The 16171-nt window shown below is 31.1% G+C and carries 9 protein-coding genes; 1 reads left to right on the forward strand and 8 read right to left on the reverse strand.

Annotated features, from left to right (window positions below):
- Positions 1–11: 11 nt before the first annotated feature.
- The 5 genes from ACRDBA_RS00640 to ACRDBA_RS00660 all read right to left on the reverse strand — a co-directional run bounded on the left by ACRDBA_RS00640 (position 12) and on the right by ACRDBA_RS00660 (position 11560).
- Positions 12–2159 (reverse strand): hydantoinase/oxoprolinase family protein, encoded by a 2148-nt coding sequence (locus ACRDBA_RS00640; RefSeq protein WP_438571019.1) that lies wholly within the window; start codon positions 2157–2159, stop codon positions 12–14.
- 131 nt (positions 2160–2290) lie between these two features.
- The gene (locus ACRDBA_RS00645; protein ID WP_438571020.1) at positions 2291–3586 is read right to left on the reverse strand and encodes a transporter; all 1296 of its coding nucleotides are present in this window, start codon (positions 3584–3586) and stop codon (positions 2291–2293) included.
- A 22-nt stretch (positions 3587–3608) separates the two neighbouring features.
- Positions 3609–4298 carry an N-acetylmannosamine-6-phosphate 2-epimerase gene (locus tag ACRDBA_RS00650; protein ID WP_438571021.1) on the reverse strand — a complete coding sequence of 230 codons (690 nt, stop codon included), beginning with the start codon at positions 4296–4298 and terminating at the stop codon, positions 3609–3611.
- A gap of 148 nt (positions 4299–4446) precedes the next feature.
- Positions 4447–8970, reverse strand: coding sequence for a phosphodiester glycosidase family protein (locus tag ACRDBA_RS00655; protein ID WP_438571022.1), 4524 nt, complete (start codon positions 8968–8970; stop codon positions 4447–4449).
- Between the two features lie 82 nt (positions 8971–9052).
- The gene (locus tag ACRDBA_RS00660; RefSeq protein ID WP_438571023.1) at positions 9053–11560 is read right to left on the reverse strand and encodes a glycoside hydrolase family 10 protein; all 2508 of its coding nucleotides are present in this window, start codon (positions 11558–11560) and stop codon (positions 9053–9055) included.
- Between the two features lie 247 nt (positions 11561–11807).
- Between ACRDBA_RS00660 and ACRDBA_RS00665 the strand changes: the two genes are divergently transcribed.
- Complete coding sequence (locus ACRDBA_RS00665; protein WP_438571024.1) at positions 11808–12713, forward strand: vanadium-dependent haloperoxidase; 906 nt, start codon at positions 11808–11810, stop codon at positions 12711–12713.
- A gap of 62 nt (positions 12714–12775) precedes the next feature.
- On the opposite strand, the gene ptcA is transcribed toward ACRDBA_RS00665, so the two are convergent.
- From ptcA to aguA, 3 genes are read right to left on the reverse strand one after another with little or no spacing between them, the layout of a single operon-like run.
- Positions 12776–13855 (reverse strand): putrescine carbamoyltransferase, encoded by a 1080-nt coding sequence (gene ptcA / locus ACRDBA_RS00670; protein ID WP_438571025.1) that lies wholly within the window; start codon positions 13853–13855, stop codon positions 12776–12778.
- A 50-nt stretch (positions 13856–13905) separates the two neighbouring features.
- Entirely contained in the window at positions 13906–14856 is a 951-nt protein-coding gene (gene arcC, locus ACRDBA_RS00675; RefSeq protein ID WP_438571026.1) for a carbamate kinase, read from the reverse strand.
- A gap of 29 nt (positions 14857–14885) precedes the next feature.
- Positions 14886–15980, reverse strand: coding sequence for an agmatine deiminase (gene aguA / locus ACRDBA_RS00680; protein WP_438571027.1), 1095 nt, complete (start codon positions 15978–15980; stop codon positions 14886–14888).
- Positions 15981–16171: the final 191 nt, after the last annotated feature.

The following is a 16171-nucleotide window of genomic DNA, read 5'->3' on the forward strand; positions in this document are numbered from 1 at the left end:
ATATACTCCTTTTATTCTTTTGCTGCTACTACCATAATATTCTCTTGTTCATCTAGCATTTCTATTTCTAAGTTAGTTAATGAGAATAATTGCTCTTTATTTGTCATTCCTGATAAATCTATAAGCTTTTGCTTAAATAATAGATATACTTTTGGAAGTTGAGCCCCTGCATCTGAAAATGTAGTTAAGTCTTCTATGAATCCATTATAATTTTTAAATAGTTCAGTTTTAGTACATGCTAATACTTTCGCATTATCCTTTTGAAGTCTTATAACACCTTCTTCATCTATTACTCTTACCATAGATTTTGTACTCTTTATTAATCCAAATAATTTCTTGCTTATCGCTTTAGCTTCAAATATATTCCATCTTCCACCTTTTGCTACTAACTTAGTATTATTTTTATCAATTCCTGTAGCTTCACTGACTATACTTCTTAATTCATCTTCAGTTTTCTTTTCTGAATTTAAATCTTTAGTTCTAAGTTCTGTAGCTCCTGTAGCTATTGCTCTTAATATATTTTTTTGAGAATCTATTTCTATTGCTATTTCTACAGTGTCAGGATTTGCTCCACCTTTTACTACTGCGTCTAATACATCCATTCTTATTTTTTTTACATCATCTTCACTTGGGTTAATTACACTTCTTTCTATTTGCTCTCTAACAAGTGCTAATGCAACACCTATAGTTGATATATATGGTGCATTTTTTGCTATATTAAACTTAACATCCATCATTTCAGCTAAATAAGGTGTAACTATAGAGGCAGACCCTCCTCCTCCAACTAATCTTATTATTGCTTTATTTAATTGATATTCTTGTATAAGCTCGTCTACTATTTTCTTAACTTTAGTTATAGCTATATCCATTACTTGCTTAGCCGCTTCTTCTACAGTCAAGTTAACTTCTTTAGCTAAAGCTTCCCACGCTACTTTACCAGCATCATCGTTTCCTCTTGCATAATCATCATTTGGAACATAACCAAGTATATTAGCTGCCCCTGCAAGTGTAAGTGCAAAACTGTTATTGTTATTACAATCTACTACTACATAGTTAGCTTTATCTTCTGGTCTTGGTGCTATATATGATATTTTTGCTCCTTGTACTTCATCAATACTTGCAAATATTTCATATTTTTTATCAGCTATATGGGCACTTCTTGGACCTACATCTACTATTTTATTATTTTCAACAACGACCATACTTCCACCAGCTATCCCTAATGTTCTAACATCCAGAGATGATAAGTATAGTTTATGTCCACCAACTTGTGCATTTTTTATCATAACTTTTCCATCTTTTATCACTGATATATCTGTTGATGTTCCTCCAACTTCAAAGAATATTCCATCTGAGACTTTTTCATACATTAATGCTCCTGCAACCCCTGCAGCTAAACCTGATAACATTGTAAGTATTGGTCTTTTTCTTACTTCATCAACATTCATAACTCCACCATCACATCTCATTATCATAAGTGGCTTTGTTATATTAGCATTTTTTACGGATTTTTCTGTCATATTTGCCGTTTCCATCATTTTAGGAATTAATGCACCATTTACTACAGAAGTTCTAGTTCTAGCTTTTAATCCATATAATTGAGATATTTCATATCCACCAGTTGCATATGTTTTATTCTCAAGTGCTTTTTCAATAACTTTCATTTCATTTTCTGGATTATCAACCGAATAACTCTCAGACGCAACTATAACTTCGGCACCTTCTTCTTTTAACTCTTTTATATATTTGTCTATTTTATTTTCATCTAAATTTGTAGAATCTATGAATCTATGCGCTGTATGTAAGTACTTTCCTGGAGATAATTCTATATCACCAACTCTAGTTTCATTTTTAGCTCTTTCTCCTTCTATACCTTTTCCCATTCCTATTATTCCTGTTTTAGATACATCTCCCTCTAAAAGAGCGTTTGTTGCTTGAGTTGTACCATGGGCAATGAAAACTACATCATCTGGCGAAATATTATTTTCTTCTAAAACCTTATTTATAACTTGTACTATACCTTTTGCCACACCTTCTTTTTTATGATGTGTTGTAGGTATTTTAGATTTAGCTATTACTTCGTAAGTTTTATTATCTATTACTACTGCATCTGTAAATGTTCCACCAACATCTATACCAATTCTTACTTTTTTGCTCATTTTTATTCCCCCTAAAACTTTTTATATTATAAATTTACTTGTCTTTTAAGATAAATTAGAGCCAACTATTAATATACTTAACTCTAATTTATCTTAAAACAGTGGGAGATTATTTTCTCCCACTTTATTTTTTAGAATAACATAAGTGCTGTATATGATAGCCCTAATGCAGTTATTAATATAGTATACGGTAATGTAGATTTAAGGATATCGTTTACATCGCATTTAGCATAATCTGCAACTATTACATTTTGAGAATTTGTAGGATCTGCTATCCCTTGTACAATTCCTGTTGATCTTAACGCAATACCTACTGCAGCTGGAGATAATGTACCTGCTGCTAACATTATATTACCTATTCCAGATCCCAATCCATACATATTAAGTGGCCCTCTATATAATGCAAGTGGCGATAGTATTGTGAATACTACTACATACATCATTGGTGAAGTTGGAACTATTGCGGATATAACAGGTTGCATTAAAGCTACTGTAGCATTAGCAGATGTTCCGTTTAATAATATACCTATCCCTATAAATAAACCTATAACACCTGCAACATCTTGTATTCCTTCTACTAAGGAGCTCGTTGCAACTTGTACTATTTGTTTTGGTTTAGTCGTAACTATTGCATAAATTGTAGCTATTATTAATGTTACTATAACATCTAGCTTAAATACGAAAACTAAAACTATTGGAACTAGAGGTGATATTAACGCCAAGAAACTAACATTATCATTTATTTTACTTCCAAATTCTGATGTAGGCATTGCCCAGGTACTTCTTACAGCTGTTTTTCTAACATTTATTAATATGTAAACTAATGTAAGTACTATAGACGCTACTACTAATACCATCGATGACGATTTTACGGTATCCATACTCATTCCTATTGTATCTACATAGAATTGATAGTTTGATACATTTAGTAGTCCACCTAAGCTTATACCCATAAGAACTGAACTTGCAGCTACTGTTGGATTAATTCCTGCTGATATCATAAGTGGTATTACTATTGTTGATACCATTATAACTGCTCCTGCACCACCTATAGCTGAGAATATTATAGCTGTTGCAGCTGTTAATATTATAGATATTAATAATGGCTTGTCTCCTGCAAGCTCTGCAGCTTTTCTTATTATTGTATTTGATATACCTTGCTTGTATATAACTTTAGCAAACATTGCCCCAAATACTGCAGCTATCATTGTTCCTGCCATTCTTGATGCTCCACCATTTATTACATGCATCATTATTGTTTGTTCTTCTGGATCTGCACTCATAAAAGGTACACCCGCTATAAATGCTACTATAATTCCTAATACTGGTAATGCTATTAATGTTGGTAATTTTTTAGCGATTATAAGACCTATAAATACTGCAAATACCGCTAAGATTGCTATTACTTGAAAGTTTAATGCTCCCATTTTTCTTTTCCTCCCCTAATTATTAATTATTTTCACAAGTTGAATACTTAGTGATTACATTATTAAATTTTTCTGTTATAAGTTGAGGCCTAGTTATGGCGGAACCTACAACTGCACTATGTACACCTAACTTTAGTACATTTTCTAAATCCTGTGGTGTATTTATCTTTCCTTCTGCTATTACTGGTATCTCTAAATCTTTAACTAGTTTTTCTATAAGATCGTAATTGGGTCCATCTGTGTTACTAGAATATGATGTATATCCTACTAACGTTGTTGATATACAATCAGCACCATATGCTTGAGCTTTTATAGCTTCTTCATATGTAGATATATCTGCCATAACTAATCTATTATTTTCTTTTATATACTTTATTAGGTCTTCTAATTTCTCTGCATTTGGTCTAATTCGATCTGTAGCATCTAATGCTATCATTTCACAACTTGTAACTAAAAGTTCATCAATTTCTCTTTTCGAGCTAGTTATATATATTTCTGAATCTTGATATTCTCTTTTTATAATCCCTATCATCGGCAGAGAAGTTACTGCCTTTATCTCTTTTATATCTTCTACTCCTTGAGCTCGTATAGCAACTGCACCTCCCTCCATAGCTGCTTTTGCCATACGCCCCATTATAAATGAACTGTGTAACGGTTCATCTTCTAACGCTTGACATGATACTATTAATTTACCTTCTATATTACTTAGCATTTTTTCTCCCCCCTTTCTCTTCTGAAACTGTTTTCCTTTAACTTGATTTAATAATATCATATATGAAAATCTTTTTCAATATTTTTTTGGAAAAAATTTTCATATTAATAAAAAAAGATAATCTTTTTAAGATTATCTTTTTTTAGAACTATTTAACTAGTATTCCTACTTCACCATAAAAACCGTTATATTCATATTCTATTATTGAAAATCCTGATTTTATTGCAATTAATCTCCCTTTTTTATCAAATTTCAGCATTTCTTCATCTGCTATCTTAAACTTAATTTTAGACAAATCTATTGCGAATAGAGTTCCATTAGCATCAGTTCCCGTAGCTATAATATTTATCTTATCTCCTTTTCTTATGCTATTATTTTCAATCCTAATATCTAATGCACTAATTTTTATGCTATTAGGGTCAACTACATTCACAGTTATAGTATGTTCTTTATTTCCAACAAATAGCGTAATATTTGCTGTTCCTGTTTTTAAAGTAATAATTTCACCATTACCATCTACCTTTACAATACTTTCATCCGATGATTCCCATCTCATATTAATATTATCTTGTTGATATAAATTTACTATATAATTCATATTAACTTCTCTAAAATCACCATACGGATTTAGTTGCTTTGTAGAACCTTTTGCAACATTTAATATATTGTCCCTAATAGCAAAATCTTTTATCCTTACATCTGTTAAGTATGGATCAAATCCAAACTCAATATTGTTTTTGTTAACACTTAAGTTACCTATTCCATGTATTGCACCTTGTTGTGGACTTATATAACTTTTTGAAGCTCCATTTCCTACAATAGCATATTCTATTCCATTTTCATTCCATGCTTCTAACCAATGAGTATGACCTGATATAACTTGTATATTCTTCTTAGGGTTTTTCTCCTTGTATTTTTCTAATATATCTTTTAACTTATCAGCATCATCTTTTTCCATTTCATGCTTAGTTCCATTTGTATCTTTTATAGGAACATGAGTTGCTATTACTATGTTGTCACATTTATTTTTATCTAACACTTCTCTTAAGTATTCAAACTGAGTAGGATCCGATTCCGAAATACTTTGTCCCTTAGATGAATTTAAACCTACTATCAATAAGTTTCCATATTCCAAGTGATAAGTTGCATTTCCAAATCTTTTATCATATTCATTTAGATTTCCTTTAAATGCTTCATGATTACCCGGTGTTGCTAGAACTTCTTTATCTTTCAGTATTTTAAGTTCTTCGTCTACAATACTCCATTCATCTTTTGTTTCCTGATCAACTAAATCTCCTAGATGTATAACTAGGTCAGAATCTTTTTTAGAAGCTTCTTCAAATAATAATTTTGAATATGTAAATCCCTGAGTATCTGGGATTAAAGTTATATTAAAATTATTTTTGTCTTGTGGCTGTTTTATTTTATTTATAGTAAACTCACTAGTATAGGCTTCCATACAATTCCCCTTTGAATCTTTTGCTTCTATTTCTAATTTATGCTTTCCATCTTTTATTTTTTTATCTGGAACAGAATACCCATAGCCTTTATCTTCATCAAAATCAACTGGTATATTTTTGCCATCTAACGTAACTTTTACATCTTTTTCTAGCACTTCTGATTTATCATCTTCTATTTTAAATGCTATACGAGGCATATCACTCTTTTCTATAGCATTACCCGTTGGGGTTACCTCTGATATAACGGGCCCTTCATTATCCTCACTTAAATCTATTGTATATGTTTTATCTATACCTGGTACAGATAGATTACCTTCAAAATCTTTTGCAGTTACTTCTACCCTATATTCCCCTTCTTTTAGATTGCCTAATCTATAGCTAATCATATTAGTTGTATGATCATAGTTATGATTCACAATATCTCCATTTACCTTCATTTCTATAGTTTCAGAATTTACACCTGATTTGTCATCACTTATAATCGTGCTAAATTCTATGTTTTCCTTATATACATTATCTTTATATGGATATATTTTACTGAATTCAGGACCTAATAAGTCCTTATCTTCTGTATATACCCATTGTATATCATCTATATAAATAGCACCTCCATACTCAGTTCCCATAAGTGTTTTATCAGTTTCTACAGCATATATATAATTTAATTCTACCGGTGCTGTCCATGATGATTCTATAGGTATCTCAACATATTTCCAAGCTTCCCAATCTACTTTTTTTGTAAAATCTATAGTCTTTTTTGATCCATCTGATGTTATTATTTGACCTCGCAACCAAGGAGCTTTTTTATCTCCATACACCCACATTCCTAATGCCTTCGGTTTTACAACTGCCTTCGGTTTTGTTTTTGGAATTACATACATAGCTCCATTACCATTTGACCAACCAGTATAGTCGTATGTTAATTTCAAACTGTATTGCCCACTTTTGCACTGTTCATTAGATAATTCTATATCATATGAACTTACATACGCTTTATTTGTTGTATAATTTGATATACTCTGAGATTCAAAATCATCTATAGATAAATCCTGCATTCCTACTATTATATCTACATACTTTTCTAAATTCCCTACTTTTGCAACTAAAATTGATTGAGTACCTTTTTCTACATCTTTATTTATAGTTAATATTCCATTTTCATCAAATCTACCTATATTTTCATCTATAATCCATTCTATTGAATTTGGGTTTAGTACTACATTTTTATTATCCTTAATAGCTTTTACTTCAAATGATTTACTATTTCCAGGATTTATCCCTATAGGTCCTTCCTCTGTGAATTCAAAGTTATCTATTTCATCCACTACATTTACAGTTATACTTCGTCTTATATTACCTATAGATGCACTAACTTCTCCTACTCCAACTTCATTCGCCACAAATTTGCCATTACTATCTATAGTACCCATATTTGTGTCCCACTCTATATATTCATTACCTAGTTCATATGGATTTCCATTTGCATCCGAAACTCTAGCATCAAATATGTATGATGCACCTTTGAATATAGTTATAGGTTTATCTATTTTTATATCGCCAACTTCAACTGTTTTCTCAGCTTTAGATAAAAACATTATTGCATTGGTAAGAGGTCTTGATGATCCATCAGAAGGGTTGTTTATTGTAACTAAATCTAATTTCCCCTGTGGTTGAACTATCATCTCTGTGGAACCACCACCATCTAAGCTTATACCAGACACAACACCTTCATCTTCTAATAACTTTGCTAATTGTGGTAATGTAACACCTTTTGATTCATTGAAGTTAACACTTTCTTTATCTATTGTTATCGCTACCACTTCTCCGTTTTCAGTTATTCCTATTCCTGTTCTTGCATTTTTAGCATCTACTAGTGTTTCACTTGCACCATTTTCTTTCATTTCTTCTGATGTTAATGCTTTTTTATTTTTTACTATTGTGTTGTAACCACCTGTTGCATTTACTATATCATTGCAAACTTCTTGATTATCCCCTTTATATACATCAAACTTAAACTCTACGGTTTGACCTTCTGTTATATCTTCAATTATTGATTTTTTATCTCCGAACCCACCAATAATCACAGAATTTTCAGGTATACTTATAACTCCTGCATTGTCATATATTGCATCTACCTTTCCCTCGTACGTATTTCCAGCTTTTATACTACTATCCTTTTCTAGTAGGTTAATTACAGCTATTGATCCATTTTCTATATATTTTGATTCAATTTTAAACTTATGTTCTTGATTTAAATCATATGTAAATAAACCTATTTTATTATCTAGCTTTTCATTTCTATTTAATGAGTCTATTGTTATCTCATTATAACCTAAATTAAGTTTTCCCCTTATCGCTAGTGTATCTATGAATGGACTTCCGTCTTTTTTTATTCCAAATACAGGAAATTGTTTAGTGTGACTTTCATATGCATGATTTATTAACAATTCAGAATCTTTTATTTGCATAGTCATATTTATCCCTGTATCTGCATTGAACATATCTCCTGTTACTCCAGCTACAACATTTCTACCTCTATACTCTTCTCTATTAGCTTGTGATAAGATTGTTTCTTTTGCTACTACTGAGTCTAATGCCTTTGATGTTATAATCTCAACATTAGAATCCCTCGTATCTGCCTTTATTATGTTTACCCTTTGCTCATTTCCTATAATTTGATCATAATTTTCTATTCTTACTTCCTCATGAGTTACGCCTTGTGCCAACTTCTGATTTTGAATAGTATCTCTAATTTCTTTTACCCAGACACCTTCTGTTTCTATAAAATCTCCCAGTTTTACATCTTTTAATAATTCTCTTGCTATTCCATGTGCAGATAATACAAACCCCTTTTCTGGTATAATATTATCATCAACTTTTGTACCTGGATCTGTTCTTTTTGTTACTATACCGTCTGAGTTTACTACAATTTCAACGCCCCATTCATTTTGATTACTGGTTTCTGATTCCCAATTGTTAGTGTATATTATAAGTCTGTCTGATCCACGATTTACATCAATATCATCTATTTTTATTTTTTTACCATCTTGTAGTATTACATTCATTTCATTTCTATCATATATACTTGAATCTGTAATATTTGCCTCTTCTACATTTGCAAATACACATACTGGTTGTGATACGTTGGATACAACAATTGCAGTAGATATTAGTATCGAAAAAATACCCCTTTTTAACGCCTTATAATCCACTTTTACTCCCCCTAATAAGTTAAATATTCTACTTTGAAATAAATGGTAAAGCTAATTTACAGTCAGCTTTACCATTTATTAATTATTTATTCATTTTTTCTCTTGTATCTAGTATTTCTTTTAAGTATTCTAAATCTTCCATTATTCTATTTTTAGCCTCTCCAGTAACATATTTATCTAGTTTTGACATTGATTTTTCTATTTCTTGTGATACTTTCTCTAGCTTTATATTATTATTATCGCATAAACTCTTTATGTTATTTAAATCTACCATTAATTTTTCTAGGTCTTTTATGCTCATTGCATTATTAGGTATATATATATTGTTGGATTTATTTTGTATTGAATCAACCACTTCACCAACAACATCTGCTAGCTCTGCATGTGGAGTTATTGCCTCTTTTCTATGTGTTGAACTTTGTAATACATGTTGTACATCACTTAGTCCTAATAAATTTTGAGAAGCAAATATTATACTTCCTTGAGCTTTCCCTTCACGTGCCGCTTGGACTTGGAACGCATTTTGATCTGGTTTAAGACCTATAAATGTAGGTGCTATACCTGCATAATTCAAGCAATTTCCACCTACATATTCAACCATATCATTTACATCTTCTTTAACCGTTTTAGCGTCTTTGTAATATGCCATAGGCGCAGTTAAATCAATATATCCACTTTCTACCCATGTTGGCCAATCTTGCATTTTTTTATCCTTTGCCTCCTCTATATTGGGGAATATTGCAGTAGATATTAATATTTCAGAATTTACTTTTTTAAGCTCATTGTTTATTTCTTCTACAAAAGTAGTTACCTTGTTTTGTTTAAACTCATTCCATCTATTCCACCACAGTTGCCAATCAGAATTTTTATCTTTATCCATTAAATCTCTTATATCAATATCTTCAGATAGATTGTACTCTTTTTTAAATTGATTCATACTGCTGTCTTCATTTTCACCATATCCAGAATCGCTCTTATATTGTCCCACCGGGTACCTTATATAATCTAATTGAAGACCGTCTAAATCATAATTTTTAACTAACTCTATGTATATATCTTTTAGGCAATCTCTTACCTCTGGATTAGATGGATCCATAAAATAGTAATTATCTTCATGTATTGTTAGATCTGATCCATCATAATTGATTAATGCCCAGTCCTTATATTCTTCTTGACTCAAAATAGGGTTAACATCATTATTTCCAGCCTTATACCCAGCTCTAAAATTTTGTACCCAAGCATGAACTTCTATTCCCATTTTCTTGCCTTCTTCAACAAAGGCTTTTAATATATCATTTCCGTACTCACCATAATTAGCATTTGCAAATTCTGGTCTTTGAGTTATAACTTTATTATTTGTAGGATTTATTGTATACCCATGATAGAATGTCTCTATAAATAACATATTTATATTATTTTCTTTTAATTCATTTAAAGTATTTTTTACATCTTCTAAGTTTTTTTCAATAGGTCTATGCCATACACCTCTAGCATCTACTACTCTAGACTCCATAGTAAAATATTGCACATCTAATGAACCCTTTTTCACAGATTCTACTTCATCTAAGAACGCAAATTGAGTTTGCGAAGATGTATCTCCATCATTTATTTTTTCTGCAATTTCAACAGCTTTATTTAAATGATATTCACATTTATTTAAACTTTCTTTTGATTTTTCATAGTCTACATCTAACATAAGATTTTTAGCTATTTCATATGAATCCCTTGCAACTTCAAAATCTTTTTTTGCAGTTACTAGCAGACTTTGAGGTGTTACTGATATAGTTACCTTTTTTGTATTTTCATCAACTTTAACATTAGCACCAACTAACCCTTCATTTACTAAAAAGCTAGCTGCTTTTCCATGCCCAGATAATACATACCCATCTTCTGGTATATTACTATTATTCCCACCTACAGATACTATGGTTCCACTTTCTAATGTTCCTTGGACAATTATTTCTGAACCATAGTCATTTGTACCTGTATTTGTTCCAAACTCTTTAGTATATACAACCAGTTGATCCCCTCCTCTAAAACCTGGATAAGGAGTTCCGGTAATATCAACTCCACCTGGATTATTTTCAGCATTCGGATTAACTACTGTTAACTCATAATGTGACTCTTTATTTAAGTCAACTAATGAAACCCCCTCTAAATCAATCTTTTCTCCAACTTTTATATTTTCTAATTCTCTCCTTCTCTCTCCATGTGCAGATAGTACAAAACCTCTTTTAGGAATCTCTTCTCCTCCATCTTTATCTCTTTCACCTGGCCCTATATTAGAAGTAACTATTCCATTGTTATCAACTACAATTTCTCTTCCCCATCTATTTTGATTTGTTTTTGGACCATATGAATCTGTATATATAATAATTTGATTTTCTCTTCTAGATTCATTTTTACCATTTATTAAAATCTTTTCTCCGTTGTTAAGTATTGCATACATTCCATCGCTTATTTTTAATTCTACTTTTGTTTCTTTATTTTCACTATTGACACCTTCTGTAAATCCAATAACAGGTTGTATTAACATTATTGTTGTTATTAATCCTGCAACTATTTTTGTTGAAAATTTTTTTCTATGCATTTTATCCCCCTCCAAAATACGTTTTCCTTTTTATTTTATATTATATCATTAACATAATATTGGCAATATTTTTTGAAAACTTTTTTCATTCAATCTGAATAAATTTATCTCACCCAGGTATAAATTCCTTAATAAACACAAAATTATTACATATAGTCACTATTTTACCTAAAAACTATATATTATTACTATATTAAATATATATTTACATTATATTGAATATAAATTTGCAAGAGGTGTGAAATAAATGACAAACTTTATTAATAATAACTCTATATATGAAAATAAGAATTGCTACTGTAATTGCTGTAATCACCAAGATTCTTATGATTGTCCAAACTCACTACCATGTCTTAGCTGTCCAAATGATACTGATTGCCATCATTGTTATGATAGATGGTCTAAAATACCTTATCCAAATGAAACTAATCCCTATGTTGGTATCGAAAAAAATGCTGGTTCATGGCCATTATGCTTTGTAAAATTTAATGGTAATGGAAACTTCTCTACTTTATGTAATATGCCAATAAAATGGAATTTTGCTAATCCTTGTAGTATTGATTTTAATGCTGAACTAAAAGAGGTGGAATATGTTCAAGCAAATTTAACAACATGTCAAATAGGTATGGCTAAGTTTTGGGGTACGGGCGTTCCTGTTAATCAATGGACACCTATAACTTTAACACTTATAAATACTTACAAAGTAAATCCTCCAATGAGTGCGAAAATACTTGCTTCTGTACAAAATGTTATAAATGATGCTTTCGTTATAACATGGTTTTATAAATATTGTGGTGACTTTGCAAGACCTGTTCAATTAAATAGAAATTTGGTTACATTACTTCAAACTCCTAAGTTTCCAACTTATCCTTCTGGACACTCAGTTGTATCAGGTGCTACAAGTACTGTACTATCATATTTCTTCCCTGCCGAGGCTAATAAGCTTAATAGTTTAGCTGAAGATGCTTCTATATCTCGTCTTTACGGTGGTATACATTTTAGATCAGACTTAACAAATGGACTTTCATTAGGTAGACAAATAGGTATATTAGCTATAGAAGTGCTTTCAAAAGAAGTGGATGGATGTTGTGATCCTATTTTTAAACCTTATACTGAATTTTTAGATGCGCCTATAGTTCCAAAATACTGCTAATCTTATAATAAGAAAAAAGGCTAGATACTGATTAATTCAGTAATTCTAGCCTTTTTATTTTATTAAACTAATGCTTCTTCTTCTACATTATTTATAGTAATAGTCTTTAAAAACTCATTTATCTTATCTTTATGCATTTTTATAGTTTCCTTAGATGGTTGTGGGATATGATTATAAGTAAAATACACTAATATAGCCATTTGAGCAGTTAATCTATTTTCAGCTTCATCAAATATTATAGATCTTTTTCCATTCATTACTTCTCTTGTACACTCTCTTTGGTCATTTGCTGGTAAGCAGTGCATAAACATTGCGTTTTCTCCTGCCATATCCATTATCTCTTGAGTTACTACATATCTTGGTATGAATGTAGATAATCTTTCTTCTTTTTCAGCTTCTTGACCAAACCAGTAGAAACTATCTGCTACTACTATATCAGACCCTCTTACTTCTTCTACATCATCAGTAACTAATAATGATCCTCCTGATGTTTTGCAGTTTTCTAAAGCTATATCTTGCCAATCTTTTGGCATTTGGTATTTTTTAGGTCCTATATGCTTATACTTCATTCCTAATTGAGTACAGATAAATGCAAGTGATGAACAAACATTAGTAGCATCTCCCATAAAACTTACTGTTAATTCTTCTAATTTCTTACCTTCTGGTAAGTGCTCTATCATAGTAAATACGTCTGCTAACATTTGTGTTGGATGTAGCCAATCACATAATCCATTTACTACTGGTACTGTTGCATGCTCTGCAAGGCCTGATACGGTAGTATGATAGTCAACTCTTGCCATCATTATATCTACCATTCTTGATAATACTTTTGATGTATCTTCTAAACTTTCTTTTGCTCCTAGGTGAATGTCTTTTGGTGATAAGAATAATGCATGACCACCTAGTATTGTTGCTGCAGTTTCAAATGATACTCTTGTTCTTGTTGATGGTTGTTCAAATATCATTGCTATTGATTTTCCTTTGAATAATTGTGGTACTGCGTTGTCTCTTCTAGCATCTTTTAATAGTTTCATTAAGTCAAATATTTCTAATAATTCTTTCTTGCTTAAATGTTGTGTGTCTAAGAAATGTCTTAGTCCTTTTTTATTTAATTCAGTTGCACTTGATACTGGTAATTTCATAGTTATTTCCCCCTAATTTAATGTTATTTTTATATTTCTACTAGCAAATCTTATACTAATACTGTTTCTTTACTAATTATTGTTCCTGTTTCTCCATGTAGTGCTTCTTTTGCTTTTTCTAGTGATGTTATTAAGGCTTTACCATTTGTAGAGTTTTCTACAAAGTCTACACAAGCTTCTACTTTAGGTAACATTGAGCCTTTTGCAAAGTGTCCTTCTTTTATATATTTTGTAGCTTCTATTAAATTAATGTTTGATAGTTCTTCTTGGTTTGGCTTATTAAAGTTTATACATACTCTATCTACTGCCGTTAGTATTACTAGCATCTTTGCATCAATGTCTTTAGCTAGTTTTGCACTTGATTTATCTTTATCTATTACTGCATCTACTCCATATAGTGTTCCATTAGGTTCTTCTACTACTGGTATTCCACCGCCCCCTACTGTAATTACTATCGTTCCGTTCTCTACTAGGTGTTTTATAGTTTCTAGTTCTACTATCTTTTGTGGATTAGGTGAAGCAACTACTCTTCTATAGCCTCTTCCTGCATCTTCTACAAAAGTATATCCTTTTTCAGCGCCTATTTTATCAGCTTCTTCTTTTGTATAAAACATTCCTACTGGTTTTGTTAGGTTTTTAAAAGCTTCGTCAGTTTCATCTACTACTACTTGTGTTACTATTGTTGCTACTTTTTTATTTATATTTCTTTTATTTAATTCATTTTTTATTGATTGTTGTAGGTGGTATCCTATATAGCCTTGGCTCATTGATCCACATTCTGCAAATGGCATACTTGGTGTATTAGCTCCATTATTTGATGCAAAGTCCATTGCTAGATTTATCATTCCTACTTGTGGTCCATTCCCATGACCTACTACTACACTGTACCCTTCTTCTGATAAGTCAACTATTGTTCTTGCTGTTTGTTTTACTAGTTCTAATTGTTCCTTCGCATTATTTCCTAAGGCATTTCCACCTAGTGCTATTACTAATTTTTCCATAATACTCCTCCTATACAAACTGCTTTTTATTATTTAGCAGATGGTTGTTGTTGTGTTATGCAGTGGATATTTCCTCCACCTAGTAGTATTTCTCTTGCATATACTGGAACTATCTCTCTATCTGGTAATGCTTCTTTAAGTGTTTTTACTGACAATTCATCATTTTTATCATTAAATACTGGCAATACTACTGCTCCATTTGCCATATAGAAGTTTGCATAAGATGCTGCTAGTCTATCTCCCTCTTGACGAGGTAATGTTCCATCTACTCCATCTACTCCTTCACTTTCTTCCCCTGTTATTAAAATGTTGGCTGGTAGCATTAGTTTTATTACTTCTAGTTTTCTTCCTTTTGCATCGGTTTCACTATTTAATATTTCATAAGCAGTTTGGCAGATTTCATATTGTGGATCATCTTTGTCTTCAGTCCAAGCAAGTACCACCTTTCCTGGTGCTATGTAGTGCATTATGTTGTCTACGTGTCCATTTGTTTCATCATTGTATATTCCAAGTGGTAGCCATATTATTTTTTCTAAGTTTAAGTATTCTTTTAATGTTTCTTCTATTTCTTCCTTAGTTAAATGAGGATTACGTCCTTCACTTAGTAGGCACTCCTCAGTTACTATTAATGTTCCTTCTCCATCTACGTGGATTGATCCACCTTCTAGTACAAAATCATCTAATCTATATCTATTTTTATTTTCTATTTCACATATTTTTCTAGCTACTTTATCATCCTTATCCCATGGGAAGTATAATCCATCTACAAGTCCACCCCATGCATTAAATGACCAGTCTATCCCTCTTACTTCTTTGCCATTTGTTACAAATGTAGGACCACAGTCACGTACCCAAGAATCATTGTTTGATATTTCTACTAGGCGTATATCATCTGGTAACATATTTCTAGCGTTATCGTATTGTTCATTACTTACACATACTGTTACTGGTTCAAATCTATTTATAGTTTTTGCTACTTCTACAAACACCTTTTGAGCTGGTTTTGCTCCTAGTCTCCAGTTATCTGGTCTTTCAGGCCATATTATCCAACATCCATCGTGTTTTTCAAATTCCCCTGGCATTCTAAACCCATCTTGTTTTGGTGTAGAATTTAATGTTTTCATAAAATATCTCCCCTCTATTTTGATTTTTCAATTATCTCTTTTCCACTATTTCTTATTAAAATTTCACCTATAATGAAGAATATTATTGAACCTATTGTTATTGGTAAAGTTGCCATAAGTGTTTCTTTGTCAAAACTAAATGGCACTGCTATAAATACAATTGAAGTAACTATTAGTATCATAGGTAAAAT

This window comes from Clostridium sp. (assembly GCF_051654825.1).
Lineage (GTDB): Bacteria > Bacillota > Clostridia > Clostridiales > Clostridiaceae > Clostridium.